General features: G+C 69.8%; 20 protein-coding genes. 4 read left to right on the top strand and 16 right to left on the bottom strand.

The genetic code is table 11. The features are described 5' to 3' along the window. Positions 1–96: 96 nt before the first annotated feature. Positions 97–414: a hypothetical protein gene (locus tag VMR06_RS00615; protein ID WP_325371918.1), complete on the top strand. Its 318-nt coding sequence runs from the start codon at positions 97–99 to the stop codon at positions 412–414. A 49-nt stretch (positions 415–463) separates the two neighbouring features. Here VMR06_RS00615 and VMR06_RS00610 read toward each other — a convergent pair whose 3' ends face one another. Then, positions 464–760 (bottom strand): hypothetical protein, encoded by a 297-nt coding sequence (locus VMR06_RS00610; protein ID WP_325371916.1) that lies wholly within the window; start codon positions 758–760, stop codon positions 464–466. A gap of 267 nt (positions 761–1027) precedes the next feature. Here VMR06_RS00610 and VMR06_RS00605 point away from each other — a divergent pair, with 267 nt between their 5' ends. Further along, positions 1028–1588 (top strand): superoxide dismutase family protein, encoded by a 561-nt coding sequence (locus tag VMR06_RS00605; protein WP_414648034.1) that lies wholly within the window; start codon positions 1028–1030, stop codon positions 1586–1588. A gap of 84 nt (positions 1589–1672) precedes the next feature. Here the strand turns inward: VMR06_RS00605 and VMR06_RS00600 are convergent, their stop codons facing one another. From VMR06_RS00600 to VMR06_RS00575, 6 genes are read right to left on the bottom strand one after another with little or no spacing between them, the layout of a single operon-like run. Continuing rightward, on the bottom strand, positions 1673–2140 hold the full coding sequence (locus tag VMR06_RS00600; RefSeq protein ID WP_325371912.1) for a molybdenum cofactor biosynthesis protein MoaE: 468 nt from the start codon (positions 2138–2140) through the stop codon (positions 1673–1675). After that, positions 2137–2376: a MoaD/ThiS family protein gene (locus VMR06_RS00595; protein WP_325371910.1), complete on the bottom strand. Its 240-nt coding sequence runs from the start codon at positions 2374–2376 to the stop codon at positions 2137–2139. Before VMR06_RS00595 ends, VMR06_RS00600 begins: the two co-directional genes overlap by 4 nt. A 1-nt stretch (position 2377) precedes the next feature. Continuing rightward, positions 2378–2857 (bottom strand): cyclic pyranopterin monophosphate synthase MoaC, encoded by a 480-nt coding sequence (gene moaC, locus VMR06_RS00590; RefSeq protein WP_325371908.1) that lies wholly within the window; start codon positions 2855–2857, stop codon positions 2378–2380. Between the two features lie 6 nt (positions 2858–2863). Beyond that, the gene (gene moaA, locus VMR06_RS00585) at positions 2864–3904 is read right to left on the bottom strand and encodes a GTP 3',8-cyclase MoaA (RefSeq protein WP_325371906.1); all 1041 of its coding nucleotides are present in this window, start codon (positions 3902–3904) and stop codon (positions 2864–2866) included. Further along, on the bottom strand, positions 3904–4665 hold the full coding sequence (locus VMR06_RS00580) for an MBL fold metallo-hydrolase (protein WP_325371904.1): 762 nt from the start codon (positions 4663–4665) through the stop codon (positions 3904–3906). Before VMR06_RS00580 ends, moaA begins: the two co-directional genes overlap by 1 nt. Continuing rightward, positions 4662–5405, bottom strand: coding sequence for a 3-deoxy-D-manno-octulosonic acid kinase (locus VMR06_RS00575; protein ID WP_325371902.1), 744 nt, complete (start codon positions 5403–5405; stop codon positions 4662–4664). Before VMR06_RS00575 ends, VMR06_RS00580 begins: the two co-directional genes overlap by 4 nt. 63 nt (positions 5406–5468) lie before the next feature. On the opposite strand from VMR06_RS00575, the gene VMR06_RS00570 reads away from it, so the two are divergent. Further along, positions 5469–6536: a glycosyltransferase family 9 protein gene (locus VMR06_RS00570; RefSeq protein WP_325371900.1), complete on the top strand. Its 1068-nt coding sequence runs from the start codon at positions 5469–5471 to the stop codon at positions 6534–6536. A 10-nt stretch (positions 6537–6546) separates the two neighbouring features. Here the strand turns inward: VMR06_RS00570 and VMR06_RS00565 are convergent, their stop codons facing one another. The 5 genes from VMR06_RS00565 to VMR06_RS00545 form a co-directional block, all read right to left on the bottom strand. Continuing rightward, positions 6547–7017, bottom strand: a complete 471-nt coding sequence (locus VMR06_RS00565) for a DUF1249 domain-containing protein (RefSeq protein WP_325371898.1) — start codon at positions 7015–7017, stop codon at positions 6547–6549. Between the two features lie 95 nt (positions 7018–7112). Next, positions 7113–7928, bottom strand: a complete 816-nt coding sequence (ppsR, locus tag VMR06_RS00560; RefSeq protein WP_325371896.1) for a posphoenolpyruvate synthetase regulatory kinase/phosphorylase PpsR — start codon at positions 7926–7928, stop codon at positions 7113–7115. A 124-nt stretch (positions 7929–8052) separates the two neighbouring features. Continuing rightward, positions 8053–9009 (bottom strand): hypothetical protein, encoded by a 957-nt coding sequence (locus VMR06_RS00555; protein WP_325371894.1) that lies wholly within the window; start codon positions 9007–9009, stop codon positions 8053–8055. A 109-nt stretch (positions 9010–9118) separates the two neighbouring features. Next, complete coding sequence (locus VMR06_RS00550; RefSeq protein ID WP_325371892.1) at positions 9119–11719, bottom strand: hypothetical protein; 2601 nt, start codon at positions 11717–11719, stop codon at positions 9119–9121. Between the two features lie 226 nt (positions 11720–11945). After that, a complete protein-coding gene (locus VMR06_RS00545; protein ID WP_325371890.1) occupies positions 11946–14327 on the bottom strand; it encodes a winged helix-turn-helix domain-containing protein in 2382 nt (793 codons plus the stop codon). A 191-nt stretch (positions 14328–14518) separates the two neighbouring features. Between VMR06_RS00545 and ppsA the strand changes: the two genes are divergently transcribed. Beyond that, positions 14519–16891, top strand: a complete 2373-nt coding sequence (gene ppsA / locus VMR06_RS00540; protein WP_325371888.1) for a phosphoenolpyruvate synthase — start codon at positions 14519–14521, stop codon at positions 16889–16891. Positions 16892–17168: 277 nt separating this feature from the next. On the opposite strand, the gene VMR06_RS00535 is transcribed toward ppsA, so the two are convergent. The 4 genes from VMR06_RS00535 to VMR06_RS00520 all read right to left on the bottom strand — a co-directional run bounded on the left by VMR06_RS00535 (position 17169) and on the right by VMR06_RS00520 (position 21406). Further along, positions 17169–17483: a non-heme iron oxygenase ferredoxin subunit gene (locus VMR06_RS00535; protein WP_325371886.1), complete on the bottom strand. Its 315-nt coding sequence runs from the start codon at positions 17481–17483 to the stop codon at positions 17169–17171. A 47-nt stretch (positions 17484–17530) separates the two neighbouring features. Then, the gene (locus VMR06_RS00530; RefSeq protein ID WP_325371883.1) at positions 17531–18274 is read right to left on the bottom strand and encodes a tetratricopeptide repeat protein; all 744 of its coding nucleotides are present in this window, start codon (positions 18272–18274) and stop codon (positions 17531–17533) included. After that, complete coding sequence (locus VMR06_RS00525) at positions 18267–18953, bottom strand: Fe2+-dependent dioxygenase (RefSeq protein WP_325371881.1); 687 nt, start codon at positions 18951–18953, stop codon at positions 18267–18269. The genes VMR06_RS00530 and VMR06_RS00525 overlap by 8 nt, the downstream gene beginning before the upstream one ends. Before the next feature lie 77 nt (positions 18954–19030). After that, positions 19031–21406: a TonB-dependent siderophore receptor gene (locus VMR06_RS00520; protein WP_325371879.1), complete on the bottom strand. Its 2376-nt coding sequence runs from the start codon at positions 21404–21406 to the stop codon at positions 19031–19033. Between the last annotated feature and the right edge of the window lie 129 nt (positions 21407–21535).

Below are 21535 nucleotides of genomic sequence, written 5' to 3'. Positions count from 1 at the left end.
AAGCTCCACGGCGCATGCTCTGCGGAGACGGGCGATCGAGATTGCGCAGGCGCTCCCAGGCTCGATCGCGGCGCCGTCGTCCAGGCGGAGATCGGCATGAACATTCCCGCATCCGCGCCGCTATGGCGCTTCATGGCCATCGTCGAGGTCGACGCGGCCGTCAACAACCTCGCAGGTCTGCGTCCGAAGGAAGGCCCTCGTTTCCAGCTGACCGCGTGCCATCAGTCGCCGCGCGGTTACGCATGGTACGAACTCGCCGTCGACGGAGCCGCCGGAGAACAGGCCGCTATTCGCAATGCGCACGTGGTACTGCGCGCATTGGAACGGCTGGCCACCGACGTGCTGCACACCGACATGCGCATCGTGTCCGGTGCCGAATGGCTCGAACAGGCGCGCAACCTGCGGCGCGCCTAGCCAGACGCCGGGCGGCGCCGCCTGCGTGGAGGCGACGCCACCCTACGGCTTACCGCACCGGCTGACACGCGTCGTATTCGGCTTCGACCAGACGGCTGTCCTTGTTCTCGTCGCAACGCGCGAAATTGCCGGCCAACCAACTGTTCGGCTCGACGTCCTCGAGCGTCAGATAGCCCTTTTCGTGGCCTTTGAGGTCGTTGAACTTGTGCGGCCCGGAACCCTGAACCGCATACGGATCCTGCTTGGCCTTTTCCTTCTGCTTGGTGTCGTCGGCCGAGCCATAAGCCCATGCGAGCGGCGCGGCGGCCAGCAACACCGACGCGAACAGGAGCGGACGGATGTTCATGAGTGTCTCCGGTGTGAGGGGCGATCCAAGAGAGCACGGTCGTGCGCGACCCCGCCTGAACGCGGCGATCCATACGCATCGGCATTGGGACATCCGCCAGCAACCTGAGCGCCCGCCGAAGCGCATGCCGCCGCCGACGCGCGAATCCGGCACGGCACCTGAGCGCGATCATCACGGCATCGCGGCGATGGGACGGCCGATTCAGCGCGGGTACCTCGCAATGAGGCACACTGCGCACGGTTTTTCAGCAATGAGGTGAGGTGAGTCATGCGCACGATGACAGCAGCACGGATCACGGCACTGGCCGCAGCGGCGCTCCTGATCGGGTGTTCTTCGACCGACGATGCCGGCAGGGGCGGTACGGCACCGGGTGCGGCCGGCAAGACCGTCAAGGTCAGTCTCGCGCCGACGCAGGGCCGCAGCGTCCACGGCGAGCTCACGCTGGCATCGGCCGGCACCGGCGTGCGCATCACCGGCAAGGTCGACGGCCTGACGCCCGGGTCCGAACACGGCTTCCACATCCACGAGAAAGGCGACTGCAGCGCACCGGACGCGAGCAGCGCCGGCGGTCACTTCAATCCGGCCAGCACCCCGCACGGCAATCCCGACGGCGGCGCGCATCACGCTGGCGACATCCGCAATCTCGTCGCCGACGGAGGCGGTGTCGCCAATGTCGACGTGATCGTCGAGGGCGTCTCGATCGGCGGGCAGAACGACGTGCTCGGCCGAGCCGTCGTCGTGCACGAAGCGCCGGACGACTACACGAGCCAGCCGGCCGGCAACTCCGGTACGCGCATCGCCTGCGGCGTCATTCCCGCGAGCGGCTGATCGCGCGCGGCCGATGGCCTGAGCGCGCCAATGCGCGCCCGGCTGTCGGCGGCTGGCTCCACGCTAGCTCAGGAAGCGGCTCGCTCAGGACGCGGACAGCGTGGAGCCCGGGAATTGCACCGCTCCGGCGGCGGACCCGTCCGGATGCAGCCAGCCGGACTCGCCGTCGGCATAGTGCTCGTTCTTCCAGATCGGCACGCGTCGCTTGATCTCGTCGATGATCCAGCGGCAGGCATCGAAGGCCGCGCCGCGATGATCGGCGCTGACGCCGACCCACACGGCAAGATCGCCGATCTCGAGCCGGCCGACCCGGTGCAGACAACGCGCGGCACGGATCGGAAAACGCGCGCAGGCATCGCTCAGGATCGCCTCGCCTTCTCGCTCGGCCAGGGCGGCATAGGCCTGATAATCCAGACGCAGCACCGGACGTCCCTCGTTGTGGTCGCGCACCCAGCCCTCGAACGTCACGCAGGCGCCGGCGGCCGGATGGTCGAGATGACGGCGCTCGGCCGCGGCATCGATCGGGCGCCCGATCAGCGCGAACGCGCTCATCCGCCCGACACCGGCGGCAGGAACACGACCTCGTCGCCATCGCGCAGCGTCTGGCTCCAGTCGGCGAGCGCGCCGTTGACGGCGACGCGCAGGCGTGCCGGATCGAATCGGAAACCATGCCGCTCGCGCAGCTGCGCATACAGCGCGCCCGGATCGCCGGCATCGCTGACGACGGCCTCCTCGGTGCGGCCGGCCGCGTCGGCCAGGCTCGCGAAATACAACAGCCGATACTTCACGTCAGGTTGCCTCTTCGAAATCGCGCTTGCCGCCGGTCTTGCCGATCAGGCGGATGCCATCGATGCGGATCGCATGGCTGAGCGCCTTGCACATGTCGTAGACGGTCAGCGCCGCGACGCTGGCACCGGTCAACGCCTCCATCTCGACGCCGGTCTTGTGGACGACCGCGACCTCGCAGCGGATCACCAGCACGTCGTCCGGGCCGAAGTCCGCGCTGATGCGGCAGCGCTCGACCGGCAGCGGATGGCAGAACGGGATCAGCTCGTGCGTGCGCTTGACCGCCATCGTGCCGGCGATGATCGCGGTATCGACGACCGGTCCTTTCGCCGAGCGCAGGCCGGACTCACGCAACTGCGCGGCGACCTCGGGCGGAAACTGCACGCGCGCCTCGGCGACCGCGCTGCGACGCGTCACCGGCTTGTCGCCGACGTCGACCATCGTCGGACGGCCGTCGGCGTCGACATGGCTCAGGCCGCTCATCGCGCGTCAGCCTCCGATCTCGTACATCTCGATCCGCTCGCGGCTGCGTACAGTCTCGATGCCGCGCAGCTCGCTGTAGCGGTCGCCGCGCGCCTGCCAGACCGCGCGGATCAGGCCCGCCAGTTCGCCATCGTCGGCGCCGGCGCGCAGGGCGCCGCGCAGGTCGTGGCCGCTGCGCCCGAACAGGCAGGTGTAGAGCCGGCCGTCGGCCGACAGCCGCGCGCGCGAGCAGTCGCCGCAGAACGGCTCGCTGACCGAGCTGATGAAGCCGATCTCGCCGCCGCCGTCGGCGAACCGGTAGCGCGAGGCGACCTCGCCGCTGTAGTGCGCCGGCAGCGCGACCAGCGGCCAGCGCTCGGCGATGCGCCGGCGCAGCTCGGCGCTCGGCACGACGCGGTCGAGCTTCCAGCCATTGCAGGTGCCCACGTCCATGTACTCGATGAAACGCAGCACGTGGCCGCTGCCGCGGAAGTGCTCGACCAGCGCCGGCACCTGATGGTCGTTGACGCCGCGCATGACCACGCAGTTGATCTTCATCTGCGTATAGCCGGCGCGCTCGGCTGCACCGATCGCATCGAGCACCACGGCCAGATCGCCCTGCCCGCCCGACATCGTGCGGAACGTGTCCGGATCGATCGTGTCGAGGCTGAGCGTGATGCGGCCGAGCCCGGCCTCGCGCAGCGCGTCGACGCGCGCGGCCAGCAGGCTGCCGTTGGTCGTCAGCGCCACGTCCTCGATGCCGGGAATCGCGCTCAGCATGCCGACCAGGGCCGGCAGATCGCGCCGCAGCAGCGGTTCGCCGCCGGTCAGCCGCAGCTTGCGCACGCCAAGGCCCGCGAACAGCCCGGCCAGCCGCGTGATCTCCTCGAAACGCAGGCGCTCGGCCTTGCCGAGGAAACGGTGGTCGCGCGGGTAGTCCTCTTCCGGCATGCAGTACGGGCAGCGGAAGTTGCAGCGGTCCAGGACCGAGATGCGCAGGTCGCGCAACGGCCGGTCGCGCCGGTCGCGCGGGCCGGCGTCGAGCTGGAACGGTATCGGTCGGCCCATCAGCTTGCTCCTACGACAACCGCCGGATCCGGGTCCCGCAGCGCGAGAACCTCGTCGCGGCAGGCCACATGATAGCCGGCCGCCGCCAGCACCGCGGCATCGGCCTCGCTGCCGTAGTGATACAGCACCAGGCGGCGGCGCAGGTCCGGCGCATACTCGCGCGCCAGGTCGTCGAGGCCGGTATGCGACGGATTGCCGACCACGCCGCAGTCGTGCGCGACGGTCTCGCCGGACGCGGCGTAATGGGAAAGCATCTCCGGGATCGGCCGCGTGTCGCCGGTCCAGACGAAGCTCGCGCGCAGCGCAAGGCCGAACGAGGTGTCCGGCGCGTGATGGCGCGTCGCGAAGACCTCGAAGCGCAAGCCTTCGTGCCAGAAGCTGCGCGACAGCGGGATCAGGTGGAACCCGTCCCAGAAGTTGGCGCCGCCCTCGGCGAGCACCTCCGGATAGTCCGCCACGCGCGCCTGCAGCACCGGCACCAGGGCCGCGTGCGCGTAGAGGCGCACGCGGCCGCGCGTGGACGCGTCGAAGTAGCTGCGATAGAACGCACGCTCGAGGCCACCGACGTGGTCCATGTGTGCATGCGTGATGTAGATCGCCGGCGGCAGGGCGCCGTAGCGGTCCAGATAGGCCGTCAAGGCCTCCGGTCCGCAATCGATCAGCAGCAGCGGGCGGCCGTCGCGCTCGAGCACCGCAGCGGCCGAGCCGAGCTCGACCGCCTGCGCATTGCCGACGCCGAGGAAGCGCAGCGCCAGGCTCATCGCAGGCCTCGCGTCGTGGCAGCGCCGGCCAGTCCGGCGTGATAGGCCGCCAGCAGCGGATGCCAGAATCGCGCGTCGAACGCAGCTGACTGGCGCCGCGCGCCGATCTTCTCAAGCGAGCGGTGCAGACGCGCCAGATTCTGCTGCTGCCAGCCGAGCGCCGGCGCGCGCAGACGGCCGCGGTCGAAATCGATCAGCCAGACGGTGCCGGTCGCATCGATCAGGACGTTGTGGGCGTTCAGATCGGCGTGCCAGCAGCCGGCGCCATGCAGGCGCGCGATCGCCTGCCCGATGCGCGCCGCGAGGTCACCGTCGGCCCTGCCGTCGTGGATCGTTTCGGCCAGCGTCCGCGCATCGGCGATCAGACCGGTCACCAGATCGGCGCGGTAGCGCAGGCCTTCGCGTTGTACGCGCGCCGCCAGCGGGGCCGGAACGGCCAATCCGGCCGCGCGCAGATGCATCAGCAGGCGGAATTCGCGAAACGCGCGCGTGCGCTCCAGCCCCAGCCACAGATAGCGGTCGGCGCTGAACCGCGCGGCCAGACCGCCGCGGCGATAGTGGCGCAGCACGCCGCGGCCGGCCGGCGTGTCGACGAGCGCGACACCGCCGCGGCCGCCGCGCGGCCAGGCGGCCGCGGCAGCGGCCGGCTCGAAACAGGCAGCCTGCGGGGCAGCGCCGAAGGCGGCGGCGTCGTAGAGCACCGCGCCGTCGGGCATCGGCTGGACTTGCGCATCGATCATGGCTCTGCCAAGGTGCGGGCGCTCGCGCGGTCCGTCAACGTCTCGCATTCCCCAGTCTAGCGCATGTCCCAGGTGTCACCGGCCGCACCGCCCGCCTCGCTCTGTATCCTGCGCACCTCGGCGATCGGCGACGTGACCCACGTAGTGCCGCTGGTGCGCACGCTGCAGCGGCAGTGGCCGGATACCGCGCTGACCTGGCTGGTCGGCAAGCTCGAGCGGCGCCTGGTCGGCGACATTCCGGGCGTCGAGTTCGTCACGTTCGACAAGGGCGCCGGCCTGGCCGGCTTTCGCGCGGTGCGCCAGACCCTGTCCGGCCGTCGTTTCGATGCGCTGCTGCATCTGCAGGTCGCGCTGCGCGCGAACCTGCTGAGCCTGCTCGTCCGCGCGCCGCTGCGCATCGGCTACGACCGCGCGCGCGCCAAGGATCTGCACGGCCTGACCGTCAACCGGCGCATCGCCGCGCGCAGCGGCGAGCACGTGCTCGATGCGATGGCGAGCTTCCTCGAACCGCTCGGCCTGCGCCAGACCGAGGTGCGCTGGGATCTGCCGATTCCGGACGAGGCCCGCGAATTCGCGACGCGCCATCTGCCGGACCGTGCGCCGACCCTGCTGGTCAGTCCGTGCTCGAGCCATCGCGTGCGCAACTGGCGGCCGGAGCGCTACGCGGCGGCGATGGACCACGCCGCGACGGCGCTGGGCTGGCGCGTCGTGCTCTGCGGCGGCCCCAGTGATTACGAGCGCAGCTTCGGCGATGCGATCCTGGCGGCGATGCGGACCCGGCCGATCGACCTGATCGGCAAGGACACGCTCAAGCAGCTGCTGGCCCTGCTCGAACGCGCCGACCTGGTGCTCGCGCCCGATTCGGGCCCGATGCACATGGCCAATGCGGTCGGCACGGCCGTGCTCGGCCTGCATGCCGCGAGCAATCCGAACCGCTCCGGTCCGTACTCGGACCGGCGCTGGTGCGTGGACCGCTACGACGCGGCCGCGCGCCGCTTCCGCGGCCGCGCGGCCGCCGATCTGCCGTGGGGAACCAAGCTCGAGCATCCGGGCGTGATGGACCTGATCGCCGTGGACGACGTGATCGAGCGGCTCGAAGCCTACGCGGCGCACGCCGCGATCGAACGCTGAACGATCGCGCTCAGGCCGGCGCGGTCACCGGCTCGAGCGTGCCGATCGAGTGGCCCTGCTCGGCCAGATATTCGAGCCAGCGATTCAGGAACGAGCTCATGCGCAGGCGCTGCTGGAACTCGCTGCGCGCCGGCGGCAGCGGCCCGAGGATGCGGTTGAGGCGGCGGTCGGTATGGCAGTGCAGGACCTCGGCCACGTGCGCGTCGGCATACAGGCGCAGATGCGCCGACGGCGATAGTTCGCCGGTGTGGTCGTCGACGAAGCAGTAGGTCAGGCGCAGATCCAGCGTGTAGCGGTGCCGCTCGAGCACGTCGAGCCGCACGTCGAGGCCGTCGTCGACGCTCGAGGCGTAGGTGCCCTCCCCCAGCCGCTGCGGCGCGAACAGGCGCACCAGCCGGTGGTAGTTCTCACCGTACAGGCCCATCAGATACGCGAAACGGCTGGGCAGGACCGATTCGATCGATTCGAGTACAGCAGACATCGGCCGATCATAGTGGCCGCGACCGGCGATGGGCAGTCTGCTTCGGCGCGCCGATCCCGGGTACAATGACGCCCCGTCCCGCGCGGCCGTTCGCGTCAGAACAGATGCTTCTCGATGCCGAGGCGCGAGAGGATCTTGCTGGCCATTTCCTCGATCGAGGTCGCGGTCGTGTTCTGCACCGGCAGTCCTTCGCGCCGGAACAGCTTGTCGGCCAGATCGAGTTCGCGGCGGCACTGCTCGAGCTTGGCGTAACGGCTGCCGGGCCGCCGCGCCTCGCGGACTTGCGCCAGGCGCGCCGCGTCGATCGTCAGCCCGTAGAGCCGGTCGCGGAACGGGCGCAGCCGCACCGGCAGCTCGATCTTCTCGAGGTCTTCCTCGGTCAGCGGATAGTTGGCCGCCTTCACGCCGTAGTGCAGCGCCATGTACAGGCAGGTCGGCGTCTTGCCGACGCGCGAGACGCCGACCAGGATCACCTCGGCGTCGTCGTATTTCACGTCGATGCCGTCGTCGTGGGTCAGCGCGTAGTTGGTCGCGTTGATGCGCGCCTCGTACTCGGCGAAATCGGTCAGGCCGTGCGCGCGGTTGACGCGCGGCGAGCGCGGCGTGCCGAGCTCCTGCTCGAGCGGTCCGATGAACGGCGCGAACACGTCGAGCATCAGTGCGCCGCTCTCGCCGATCAGCGCGCTCAGGACCGGATCGATGACGGTGTTGACGACGATCGGACGCAGGCCGCTGGTCGCATAGGCGCGATTGATCCGGTCGGCGGCCAGCTTGGCCTTGTCCGGATCGTCGACGAACGGCAGACGATAGGTGTCGAACTGGACGTTCTCGAACTGGGTCAGCACGCTGTGACCGATCGTTTCGGCGGTGATGCCGGTGCCGTCGGACACGAAGAATACGGTGCGGCGCATGGGGTCTCCCGGAGTCGACGGCGCACAGTCTAAGCAAACGGCCGCGCGCGTGCGCCCGGAGACGCCGGGGGCGCGAATCCGAGCGCCCCGCCGCCGGCGAGACGCTTCGGCCCGCGTCCGCGGATTAGCGCTTGCCCGGCGGCATCTCCGGGCAGCTCAGCGACGGCGGGAAGATGTAGCGCTCGACACCGACGTCGATCTGCGCATGAAACGGAATGTTCTGCGGTCCGGACACCAGATTCGCCTCGATGTCCGCGCGGATCCGCCCGTCGCTCAGATCGCCGAAGCTGATCGAGGCCTGGCCGAGCAGACCCAGGATGTAACTGCCGTTGACCGGACCGAGCAGCGAGATCTGGATGATGCTGCCCTGACCGGTCGCGGCGTTGACTGCCAGATCCAGCCGCAGGTACTCGAAGCCGCCGTCGGGCAGATCGTTCATCGCGGTGACGAGCACCTGCCGGCTGCCGTCCGGGCTGTCCTGGTAGATCGCGTAGTTGTTGCCGGGCGTGTCGACGTCGTACCGGGTCTCGACGCCGTCGGCGACCGCGGTCAGCGTGCCGTCGCCCAGCCCCTCGGTGGAGTCCGGCAGCGGCCCGACGAAGCGGAACGCGCCGAACGTGCCGAGTTCGCCGAAGTACTGCTGCAGGCCGCCCGCGCTCTGGTCACAGGCTTCGATCAGCACGAAGCCTCCCTCCCACGGCACGTCCTGGGCCAGGCCGCCGCGGCGGCCGTCCTCGCGCGGGATGCGCACGATGGCCGGCGGATCGAGTGCAAGTGCGCCGGGCGTGAAGCGGAATGCCGGGCCGGCCGGTTCCATGTCGAACGGCGCCTCCGGCGCGGTCGCCAGACGTTCGATGCCGAACGTCGTCGGCGCGGCGACGGCGCCGGGCGGGATTGTCAGCTGCGCGCCGCACAGGCGCAGCACGCCGCCTTCCGGTCCGATCGAGGCGGAGACCGGATCGCAGCCGTCGAAGCCGTCGAACATCACGATCGGATCCTCGGCCAGGACCGACGTCGAGGCGGCCGTCAGGGCGAGCAGCAGCGCCGTGCGGCTGCACGGGCGATGCGGGGTACGGGTCATGGCGACTCCCATCTTGTACGAGAGAATCGGCGGTACCCGCGCCGCGGGTACCGCCGGGTACCGACACGCGCCGTCACGGGGAGACGGCGCGCGCGGTTGACGCGCGGGCTCAGCGAGCGGCCGGCGTCAGGCGCAGGTCGTCGATCATGACGCGCGGCGCGGTGTACTCGCCGTCCAGCTGCGAATACAGGTGCAGCGAGTCGAATTCCGCGCCGCCGAGCGAAAGCGCGTTGGTCGTGACGTTGTCGCGGCCGTTCGGATCGTTGCTGGTGATCGTCAGCAGCGTGCCGCCGACCTTGACGCCGTTGCGGTACGCGTCCAGATGGATGCTGATGCCGCCCCACGGACCGTTCTCGTAGTAGGCCAGCTTCACGTTCGCGGCATTGGCCACCTCGTCCAGGTCGAGCCAGGCGCTGGCCAGCGGACCGATGTTGAGGTTGCCGCCGGCGATCACCAGATCGCCGGCGCCGAAGGTCATCATGTTCGGCGAGCTCGCGAAGTTCGGGAAGTCGTTGAACAGGTAGGTCGAGTCCTCGATGATGAACTCGTTGCCGAGACCGCCCTTGAGCCACGAACCCGGCACGAACGGCTCGTGCTCCGGGCCCGGCCAGTAGCCGTGCACTTCGTTGACTTCGCGATAGGTCACGCCGTTGTACTGGAAGCTCGTGCCCTTGCCGCCTTCGGACAGGTCGTCGTAATGGCTGACCACGCCGGCCGGCGGCGCGACGTCGAAGCCGTCGGCGAACAGACGGTCGGCCGGCGGCTCGACCACGTCGATCTCGCCGAACACGTGCAGGCCGGTCGTCGTGCCGAACGCGGCGACGCGGCCGTCGCCGATCGCACGCAGGCGGCGCGGGCTGAAGCCGGCCAGGCTGGCCTCGCCGACCAGCGCCGGCGCGCTCGGCGTGCTGATGTCGAACGCCTTGAGGCCGTTGGCATCGGCGTACCAGGCACGGTCGCCCTCGATCGCGACGCGCGCCGCGGCCCATTCGGCCGGATAGCCGCCGACGCGGGTCGGACTGGCCGGGCGGCTGAGGTCCAGGATGTGCAGACCGGTCGGACAGCCGACGACCGCCAGGCTGCCTTCGGCATTGAGCTCGATGTCGCGCGCGCTGTAGCCGCCGAGGTCGGCGCAGCCGTCGTTCCAAAGCTGCACCTCGACCGGCTCGTCGGGATTGCTGACGTCGACGATGTGGATGCCGGCGAGCTCGTCGGCCGCGTAGACGTAGTGGCCGTGCACCTGCAGGCGGTCGATCGTCGGCAGCGCGAGGCTGCCGCGCAGCACCGGCTTGGCCGGCACCGACACGTCCACGACCTGCAGGATGCCGCCGTTGGTCGTGGTGCCGAGGTACGCGAAATCGCCGCTCGCCGCGACCGTCGACACGTACGGGAACTCGATGCGGCCGAGCTCGAACGGCCGGTCGAAGGTCAGGTCGGCGATGATCAGGCCGTAGCCCCAGGCGCCGAGATAGGCGCGCCCGCCGTCGACCGCGAACTGCTCGAAATCGCGCTGGTTCAGCGCCTCGGGCAGGTTCGCGTCGAAGCGGTTGATGACGTCGAAGCTCACCGGATCGACCTTGGTCAGGCCGTAGTTCTCCTGCAGGATGAACGCCTTGCCGTCGACCAGCTCGATGTCGCGCGGCACCGTGCCGCCGCGCGGCGTGACCGAACTGACCTCGATCGGGTCGAGCGGGTCGGCGCTGACGTCCAGGCGCGTGAAGCGGTCGGTGCTGGTCAGCACCAGCGCGCCGTCGGGCAGCGCCGTCACCGAATCGGCGCCGAGCGTCACGATCGGCGAGGAGCCGACCGTCTTGGGCGCCAGCGGATCGCTGATGTCGTGGATGTCGATACCGGCGAAGCCGAGGCTGTAGGCATGGTTGCCGGCCAGGAAGCCGTCGGTCGCCGGCGGCGTCTCGATGCTGCCGAGCGTCTGCACCGCGGCCGGATTGCCGATGTCGTACAGGCTGAACCTGAGGCCGAACGCGGCCGCCAGCGGCGCCTGGATGCGGCTGCGGAAGTTCTCGAGCGGGTCACCGTTGCCGCAGCTGCCGTCGACGAAGGCCGGCGCCGACGGCGTGGCGACGTCGAGGATCGCGCAGACGTGCACCGGCGTGGACGAATTGGTCGTGCCGCTGATGTAGATGTGGTCGCCGTCGACCTGGCTGCGCACGTACGGAATCGGCGTGCGCACGAGGCGCGTGAAGGTCGGATGCAGCGCATCGGCCTCCAGGTCGCCGTAGTAGATGCCGTTCTCGGCGTCGAACAGGTACAGATAGCCGTTGGCGGCCGCCAACGTCCACAGGTTCTTGTACGAGGGCGCCGCGTAGTCGCTGAACTCGTTGACGAGCTCGGGCCGCTGCGGGTTGCGCAGCGAGTAGACCGCCACGCCGCCGCTGTCGTCGCCGGCCTGCCAGCTCGCGTAGAGGTAGTCGCCCCAGCGCGTCAGGCCGCGGATCGTGCCGCTGGCCGGGGTCAGGCTGGTGATCGACACCTGCGTCGGCGCAGCCGGATCGGCGTAGTCCCAGGCGCTGACGACGCGCCCGCTGGCGACGTAGACGAGGTCGCCGACGATGACCGGATCCACCAGCTCGCCGCCGTAGACACCGGCCAGCGTCAGCTCGCCGCTGCCGGCCGGCGCCTGCGCGCCGGTCGCTGCCAGGGCCGCCGTGCCCAGGGCCATACCCACCAGTACCGCCAGAACCTTCTTCATGGAGTCGAGCCACCTCAAATTCGTGGATGCCGGACAGGCCGGCGGCGCCGGATCCTGCTCGTGCAGTCTCCCGCGTCGGCGGCGATCGCGCATTCGGCCGTGATGCGCGAACGGTTCGGCAACGATTCAGCAACGGCGCCTGACGCGCCGAGCGATGCATGCCGCCTTCAAAATCAGTTGGTTGCTCGATGCGTTTTCGATTCGGCGGCGTCGGGGCAGGCCGCGGTCAGTCGATCGCCACGGCCGGCAGCGCCCGCTCGCCGGCCAGTTTGAGCACGTGCTCGGTCGCGCGCTGCCAGGCCGTGGTCCGGGCCTGCGCGCGATACAGCTGCGCCTGCGCCCAGGCCGCGCGCAGGTCGTGATCGGCCCAGGCGGCGACGCGGCCGACGACCGTGCTGGCGCGGTCGACCTGTCCGCTTTCGATCAGTGCCAGTGCATACGGCTCGGCGACCTCGACCAGGTCGTCCGGGATGCCGAGCCGTTCGGCCTGCTCGAAGGCCTCGGCAAAGCCGCGCAGCGCGGCATCACCCTGGCTGAGCGCCCAGGCCTGCTCGGCCTCGGCCAGCGTCGCGTAGGTGCGCCGCCACAGATTCGGCCGCGACTCCACCCAGGTCCGCAGCGCCACGGTCTCGGCGCTGGCCGCCTCGACCTGGCCGCTGCGGCGCAGGCTGCGCAGGCGCACCGCCCAGGTCGTCAGGTACAGGTCCGGCTGCTCGTACTCGAGCTCGGGCGTCAGCGCGGCCTTCGCGAGCGGCGCGGCCTCGTCGTAGCGGCCGCGAGCGGCCAGCGCGAGCGCGGTCAACGCGCGGCCGCCGGTGTGCACGGCATAGTCGTCGGCGTCGCGGGCGCCCTCCTCGATCTGCGCGAGCAGCGCCTCGGCCTCGCCGAGGCGCCCGGTCGCGAGCAGCACGAAGACCTTGGTCAGCATCAGCCGCCAGCGCAGGCGCGCATTGCCGGTGTGGCGCTCCGGCGGCCAGAACTGCGCGACCGTCGCCTGTGCGCCGGCGTAGTCGAGCAGCTGCAGCTGCGCGCCGACCATCGCATAGCGCGCATAGGCCAGCTCCTCGCGCGCGCCGAGCGCGGCGATGCGCGCCTCGGCGCCGCGCAGCATCGGCAGCGCCTGCGCCGGCCGGTACAGCTTGATCTGGACCAGGCCGAGATTCATGTCGACCTGGGCCAGGCCGAGCGCATCGCCGCCCGCCTCCATCTCGACGCGGGCACGGCCGAGATCGGCCGAGGCACGGTCGTACTGCTCGTCCTGCGAGGCGATCGCCGCGCGTCCGCCGTAGGCGCCGGCCAGCGCGATCGGATCGCCGGCGCCCTCGAGCACCTCGATCGCCTCGTCGAAGGTCCTGGTCGCGTCGGCGAGGTGGCGGCGCCGGTACTGGATCGATCCCAGCGTGATCAGGATGCGTCCGCGCAGCGCCGGATCGAGGTCCGACGGCAGGCGGTCGAGCAGCACCAGCAGGCGCGACTCGGCCTCGGCATTGAGTCCGCGGCCCTGGTCGATCTGGGCCAGGCGCAGTTCGATCTCGGGCTCCTCGCGCATCGCCGCCGGCGCCTGTTCGATCAGATGGCGCGCCAGATCGAACTGGTCGGTCAGGATCGCCGCCTTGGTCCGCTGCATCAGCTCCTCGAGCGCGAGCGAGCGCGGCGCCTCGCCGCCGTGCGGCGGCACGTGGCCGAGCCGGATCAGCAGCAGGTCGGCGACGCTGCGCGCAGCCTTCAGCACGTCTTCGGAGATCGCCTCGACCGATTGCGGCGGCTCGTCGCCGCGCTGCGCGGTCAGCGTGATCTTCCAGCTGCCGTCGCGGTACTCGGCGCGCGGCGCGATACGCCAGGCACCGGCGGCGGACGGCAGCGCCGCCAGCTCGGCGGCGCTGCGGCCGCCGAGCAGCGCCAGCACGTTCTCGCTCGGCGCGGTCGGCAGGCCGCCCTGGCGCAGCCGGTTGCCGACCAGATCCATCAGGCCCAGCCGCAGCCAGCCCCAGTCGGCCGCGTCGGGCACCTCGGCCGGCAGTACCAGCGCCGGCCGCGGCAGATCGGCCTCGGCCGGAACGGCCGCCGTGGCCGCGGTCGCGTCCGCCGACGAGGCCGGCGTGCGCAGCCACAGCGCCAAGCCGGACAGCGACGCGACGAGCACGACCGCCATCGCCACGGCGACCCAGCGCCACGGGCGCCGCTGCGCGCGCGCTACCAGCGACGGTGCCGGCGCGGGAGCCGTCGGCTCGGCCGGCGCCTCGTCGATCGCCGCGGACGGGCGCGGCGCCACGGGCTCGGCGGGCTCGTCCTCGACCACCTGGGTCTCCTCGACCCAGCGATAGCCGAAGCGCGCCACGGTGCGGATCGCGCCGTCGCTGCCGCTGTCGCCGAGCGTGCGACGGACGCGCAGCACGGTCTGCGCGAGCAGCGTGTCGGCGACGTCGGCGCGGCCCCAGACCGCCGCGATCAGCTCGTCGCGGCCGACCGCGCGCTCGCGGTGCTCGACCAGATAGACCAGGCAATCGAGCGCACTGCCGGGCAGGACGATCAGTTCGTCGTCCTTCCACAGTTCGCGGGCGGCGGGATCGAGGCGGAAGCGGCGGAAGCGGTATTGCCTGGCGGACATGCGCATAGGGTAGCAGGCCGCGTGAGGCGACCCGGGGCGTCTTCGCGTCGCCGCGCTGCAGCGTCGCAGCCGCTCGATCGGGCTCGCATCGGCGTTTTCCCTTGCCCGCGCTGCCGCAAAGCCCGAAAATCGCGGATCTCGGGCCGCTGCGGCCCGCGCCCGCCTTTCCCCCTCGCTTTCCGGAGACTGCCTTGAGCGAACTGGTCCTGTGGCTCGATGAATTGCGCTTGTCCGATCTGGCCAAGGTCGGCGGCAAGAATTCCTCGCTCGGCGAGATGATCGGCAACCTGTCCAAGCTCGGCGTGTCGGTACCCGGCGGCTTCGCGACCACCGCCCACGCGTTCCAGCAGTTCATCGCGCAGAGCGGCCTGGCGCAGCGGATCCAGGACCGCCTGGCCACGCTCGATGTCGAGGACGTCGCCGCGCTGACCGCCGCCGGCGCCGAGATCCGCGACTGGGTCATCCAGACGCCGCTGATCCCCGAGTTCGACCGCGCGGTGCGCGACGCCTATGCGACGCTGTGCCAGCGCGCCGGCGGCAGCGACGTCGCGGTCGCGGTGCGTTCCTCGGCCACCGCCGAAGACCTGCCCGACGCCTCGTTCGCCGGCCAGCAGGAGACCTTCCTCAACGTCAGCGGCGCCGACGAGGTCGTGCTGAAGGTCAAGGAAGTCTTCGCCTCGCTCTACAACGACCGCGCGATCGCCTACCGCGTCCATCACGGCTTCAAGCACGAGGAGGTGTTCCTGTCCGCCGGCGTGCAGCTGATGGTGCGCTCGGACATCGGCGCCTCGGGCGTGCTGTTCACGCTCGACACCGAGTCGGGCTTCCGCGACGCGGTGTTCGTGACCGGCAGCTTCGGTCTCGGCGAGATGGTGGTCCAGGGCGCGGTCAATCCGGACGAGTTCTACGTCTACAAGCCGACGCTCGAGGCCGGCAAGCCGGCGATCCTGCGCCGCCAGATCGGCGCCAAGCAGCAGCGCATGGTCTACTCGGACAAGCCCGGCGAGCGCGTGCGCATCGAGGACACGCCGGCCGCCGACCGCACGCGCTTCTGCCTGACCGACGAGGAAGTCCACGAGCTGGCCAGGCAATCGCTGGTGATCGAGCGCCACTACGGCCGCCCGATGGACATCGAATGGGCCAAGGACGGCGCGACCGGCAAGCTCTACATCGTGCAGGCGCGCCCGGAAACCGTGAAGTCGCGCGGCCATGCCACGCAGATCGAGCGCTTCCAGCTCAAGCAGCGCGGCACCGTGCTGGTCGAGGGCCGCTCGGTCGGCGCCAAGATCGGCTCGGGCGTCACGCGCGTGATCCGCTCGATCAAGGACATGGACCGCGTGCAGGCCGGCGACGTACTGGTCGCCGACATGACCGATCCGGACTGGGAGCCGGTCATGAAGCGCGCCTCGGCGATCGTCACCAACCGCGGCGGCCGCACCTGCCACGCGGCGATCATCGCGCGCGAGCTCGGTGTGCCGGCGATCGTCGGCTCCGGCAACGGCCTCGACGCGATTCCGGACGGCGCCGAAGTCACCGTGTCGTGCGCCGAGGGCGACACCGGCTACGTCTACGAGGGCAAGCTCGAGTTCGAGCGCATCACCGCCGACCTCGGCGCGATGCCGCCGGCGCCGCTCAAGGTCATGATGAACGTCGCCAACCCCGAGCGCGCATTCGACTTCGCGATGCTGCCCAATGCCGGCGTCGGCCTGGCGCGCCTGGAGATGATCATCGCCAGCCATATCGGCGTGCATCCCAAGGCCCTGCTCGAATACGACCAGCAGGACGCCGAGACCAAGAAGCGCATCGACGAGCGCATGGCCGGCTATGCCGACCCGGTCGCGTTCTACGTCGACCGCCTCGCCGAGGGCATCGCGACGATCACCGCCGCGTTCGCACCGGAGCCGGTCATCGTGCGCCTGTCGGACTTCAAGTCCAACGAATACGCGAACCTGATCGGCGGCACGCGCTACGAGCCGCACGAGGAGAACCCGATGATCGGCTTCCGCGGCGCCAGCCGCTATGTCGATCCGAGCTTCGAGGCGGCCTTCGCGCTGGAATGCCGCGCGATGAAGAAGGTGCGCGAGGAGATGGGCCTGACCAATGCCTGGGTCATGATCCCGTTCGTGCGCACGCTGGCCGAGGGCCGCAAGGTCATCGAGGTGCTCGCCAAGCACGGCCTGAAGCGGGGTCAGGACGATCTGAAGATCATCATGATGTGCGAGGTGCCGTCCAACGCGCTGCTGGCCGACGAGTTCCTCGATATCTTCGACGGCTTCTCGATCGGCTCCAACGACCTGACCCAGCTCACGCTCGGCCTCGACCGCGACTCGAGCATCGTCGCCGGCCTGTTCGACGAGCGCGATCCCGCCGTCAAGAAGCTGCTGTCGATGGCGATCCAGACCGCCAGGAAGAAGGGCAAGTACGTCGGCATCTGCGGCCAGGGCCCCAGCGATCATCCGGACCTGGCCGAATGGCTGATGGACCAAGGCATCGAATCGGTATCGCTGAACCCCGATACGGTCGTCGACACCTGGCTCAAGCTCGCCAAGAAGAAGGCCGGCTGATCGATCGGCGCCGCCGATGCCCGGCATCGGCGGCTGCGCCTGGGCGTGGTGCGGACGGACCTCGAGCCGGCCGACCGCCACGCACTCGCCGAGAGAGCTCATCCATTGCGATTGCCGGGGCTTTTTCGCAACCGCCTTCGGCTTTTATGCCGAGGCAGCCGCCCTGTGCGGGCGCGTGGATTGAAACGGTGTCTTCGCGGATGCGGTTTCCGGTATCCGCGCGTCACACCCGAGCGGAGGCGGGGACGGCGTGGACCCCGCCCTGCGCCGCATCACCTCAGCGGTCGTCGCGCGTCCAGACGATGCCGTGCTCGATCTTGACCGGAAAGCTCGCGACCGGCTCATAGGCCGGCGGACACAGGACCGCGCCGGTGCGCAGGTCGAAGCGCGCGCCGTGACGCGGACATTCCACCTCGTAGCCGTCGACCGCGCCGCCGGCGAGCTCGCCGCCGTCGTGCGGACAGATGTCCTCGATCGCGTAGAACGTGCCGTCGACGTTGAAGACCGCGATCGCGGTATCGCCGTCCCAGGCGACGCGAAATTCGCCCGGCAGCAATTCGTAGGTCGTGCAGACCTCGACCCAGTCACCCATGTGCGCTCCCGGCGGACGATGCCGCAACGAAAAGGGGCGCGATCTTATCAGTCGCCGGCGCCGGACCCGGAGCCGAGTTCCGCAGCGAGCGCGCGCAGCGCGGGCAGCGGCGAGTCGGCCAGACTGCCGCGCAGCTGGTGCAGGAACGCCGGCGTCGCGGTCAGCGCCGCGCGGCGCAGCCAGTCGACCGCTTCGTCGATGCGGCCGGCCTGGACCAGTACCGAGGCGTAGCTGCATTGCCCGCGAAAATCGCCGCCTTCGGCCGCGCGCCGGTACCAGGCCTCGGCGGCCACCGGATCGCGCTCGACTTCCCAGCCTTCGTCGTAATGACGGCCGATCAGGTTCATCGACTTGGCATGTCCCTGCGCCGCGGCCAGGCGATACAGGGCGAGCGCGCGGGCACGATCGGCCGGGACGCCGCGGCCCGCGGCCAGCAGCTGCGCATGGTTGTACTGCCCCCAGTCCAGGCCACGCTCGGCCGCGCGGCGGTACCAGGCAGCCGCGAGCTCGAGATCGACCGCGGTGCCGCGGCCGAGCTCGTAGCAGCGGCCGACCATGTTCATCGCCATCGCATGTCCGCCGCTCGCGGCGAGGCGGTACCAGTGCAGCCCTTCCTGCGGATCGCAGGTGACGCCGGTGCCTTCCTGATAGGCCTGGCCGAGCACGAACTGCGCGTCGACGTCGCCCGCCTCGGCTGCCGCATGCAGCTGGCTCAGCGCCGCGTGCGGATCGGGGCGCTCCGGCGGATCGGACGGCGCCGCCGGCGCGGCCGATCCAGGCGCCTCAGACATCGGTCCACTGCCGCAGCAGGTTGTGATAGACGCCGGTCAACTGGATCAGCTCGGGCGCGTCGGGCACGCGTGCGGTCAACTGCTGGATCGACACGTCGAGCTCGAACAGCAGCCTGCGCCGCATATCGTCGCGAACCATGCTCTGGATCCAGAAGAACGAAGCCAGGCGCACGCCGCGCGTGACCGGCTGCACCTCGTGCAGGCTCGAGCCGGGATACAGCACCATGTCGCCTGCCGGCAGCTTGACGCTGTGCGTGCCGAAGCTGTCCTCGATCACCAGATCGCCGCCGTCGTAGTCGTCGGGATCGCAGAAGAACAGCGTCGCCGACAGATCGGTGCGCAGCGGGCGCGGCGGCGTCACGCTGCGGTCGTAGCGCACGGCATTGTCGACGTGGAAGCCGAACGCCTGCCCGCCGACATAAGTATTGAACAGCGGCGGGTAGATCCGCAGCGGCAGCGCGGCGGCGAAGAATGTCGCGTTGCGGCCCAGCGCCTCGACGATCAGATCGCCGAGCGCGCGCGCCAGCGGATCGGTCTCGGCCAGTTGCCGGTTGTCCTTGGCCTTGGCCGACTGGTAGCCGGCGGTCGCGCGGCCGTCGCCCCACTGCGCGCGCTCGAGCCGGCTTCGGCAGTCGGCGACCTGATCGGCGGTCAGCACGCCCGGAATATGCAACAGCATCGCCTGCCACCTCGATGAAACGAAAAGACCCCGCCGCGGCTGCGGCGGGGTCGGACTCTACGCCGATCGGCCGACGGTCAGAAACCGTAGGTCGCGGTCAGCACGTACGAACGGCCCTCGCCCGGCGTCGCCCAGCCGTTGTTGCGGATGCGCGTGTAGTACTCCTTGTCGGTGAGGTTGTTGACGTTGAACTGCAGGTTGAGGTTGCGGTTCACGCGCCAGGCCACCATCGCGCGGTGCACCCAGTAGTCCGGCGCGGTCACCAGCGGGCCGTCCGGATTGGTGGCGCTGTGCTGGGTCAGCCAGATCTTGCCCTGGTAGGTCGCGCCGTAGCCGAACTGCCAGTCGGCGAGCTGATAGGTCGTCCACAGGCTCAGCGAGTTCTCCGGCGTCTGCGTCAGGCGGTCGCCGCGCGTCCAGTCCTGGCCCTGGCCGGCCGAGTAGTCCGAGACGCCCTGCAGGACTTCGCTGTCCAGGCGCGCATAGTTGGCGTAGATCGACCAGGCGTCGGTGATCCTGCCGCTGACGCCGAGCAGGATGCCGTCGACGCGGGCCTCGCCGTCGAGGGCCTGTTCGCCGGTCGGGTTCAGCGGATCGGGATCGTTGACGCGGTAGTTCGTGCGGTCGTTGCGGAACACCGAGCCGGTCAGCGACAGCGCCCCGTCGAGGAAGTCCCACTTGGTGCCGAACTCGTAATTGATCGCGGTTTCCGGGTCGACGTTGCAGTTGGCGCTGCCGGTGGTGCTGCTGGCCGTGCACGAACCGTTGACCGAGGCCTTCGAGGGCGTCTTGGAGTTGGAGTACGCCAGATAGAGCGTGCCGTTCTCGACCGGCTTGTAGACCAGGCCGCCGCGGAACGAGAACAGGTTGTCGTCATTGTCGACCGGTGCCGAGGCGCCGGTGATCTGGCCGACGCTGCCGGCCGCGCTGGAGACCGTGTAGGCGGTCGACGTGCCCTCGTTGCGCTCGTAGCGCGCGCCGAGGCTGAGCTGCCACTGTTCGTTGAACTTGATCGTGTCGAACGCGTAGACGGCGCGGTTGTCGAGCTCGCCGCGGGTCTTGCCGGTGCGGAAGTAGTTGTACGGGCCGCTGTAGTACGAATCCGGATCGTAGATGTCCATGAACGGCAGGTGTTCCGGCGCCGTGAACGGGTTGGAACCGTCGGCATTGCGGAACACCGAGCCGGTGTCCAGATCGAACTTCTCGTGCAGCAGCGAGACGCCGGTCACCAGCGTGTGGCTGACCGGGCCGGTCGTGAAGTCGAACGTGAAGTCGGTCTGGTTGTACAGCGTGTCGTTGGTCGTGTCGCGCACGTAGCCGCGCGGACCGCTCGGCAGATAGCTGCCGATCGGCACGACGATCTGGTTGGCGCCGGTACCCGAGGTGCACGGCGCACCGGTCGGCGTCAGGTTGTCGGGCATGCACCAGGTGCCCTGCACGGCGTCGATGATCGTCTTCTGGTCGACCTGCTGGACGCGCGAGAGATTGCGCAGGCTCAGGCCGTCGCCGAAGCGATGGTCGATGATCGCGGTGAACGCGTCGAGCGTGATGTCCTGCTTGTCGACGTTGTGGTAGCCGTAGAAATTCGATGAGTCCACGCCCGGCAGCGGACCGCCGTTGTAGAACGGCACGCCGTACTGCGGCAGGTTGTCGTCCTTCTGGTGCAGATAGCTCAGCGTCACCTGCGTGTCGGTGCCGAGACCGAACGCGATCGACGGCGCGAAGCCCCAGCGCTCGAACTCCTCGTAGTCGCGGCCCGGCACGTCGTTGTGGTGGCCCATCAGGTTCAGGCGGAACGCGCTGGTCTCGCTGAACTGCTGGTTGGTGTCGAGCGTCAGGCGGCGGTAGCTGTCGCTGCCCAGACCGCCGCTGATCGTCGTGAAGTCGCCGTCACGCGCGGCCTTGCTGACCAGGTTGATCGAGCCGCCGACCGAACCGGCACCGGCATAGGCCGAGTTGGCGCCGTTGACGAGCTCGACCGCCTCGAGGTTGAACGGATCCGAGCGCGTGTACTGCGCGCTGTCGCGCACGCCGTCGACCGTGATGTCGTTGCCGCCGGTGAAGCCGCGCAGGTTGATGCTGTCGCCGTAGCCGCCGCCGCCTTCGCCGGCGCCGAACGTGATGCCGGGCAGCGTGCTCAGGATGTCGCGCAGCGTCAGCAGGTTCTGCTCGGCGATGATCTTCTGCGGTACCACGGTGATCGACTGCGGCGTGTCGCGCAGCAGCTCGGTGTACTTCGACGAGGACGGCTTCTTGAGCGGCTCGCCGTGTACGTTGACGGTGTCGAGCTGCTCGGCGCTGCTGGAGGCGTCGGCGTCGCCTTCCGGCGCCGTCTGCGACTCGGCAGCGGCCAGCGCGCCGATGGCGGTGGAAGCGAATGCGACGCCGATGGCGGTCGTCAGGAAGCGTTTGGGGGCTTGCGAACTCGAACGAATGTACGGATGACGACGCATCGCGATTCTCTTGGAAGTGGGAATGGGACGAAGACGGCCCGGAACCGGGCGTTAAACAAATGCTACTTGCAATGCGAATGATTCGCAACAATTCCTTTACTGTCTTTTACGCGACGCGCCCGCGCGAGC

Origin of the sequence: Dokdonella sp., assembly GCF_035511235.1 — a bacterium.
In the GTDB taxonomy this organism is placed as follows: domain Bacteria; phylum Pseudomonadota; class Gammaproteobacteria; order Xanthomonadales; family Rhodanobacteraceae; genus Dokdonella.
Note: the sequence above shows the minus strand (reverse complement) of the source record. Positions and strands in the feature narration are given on the sequence as shown.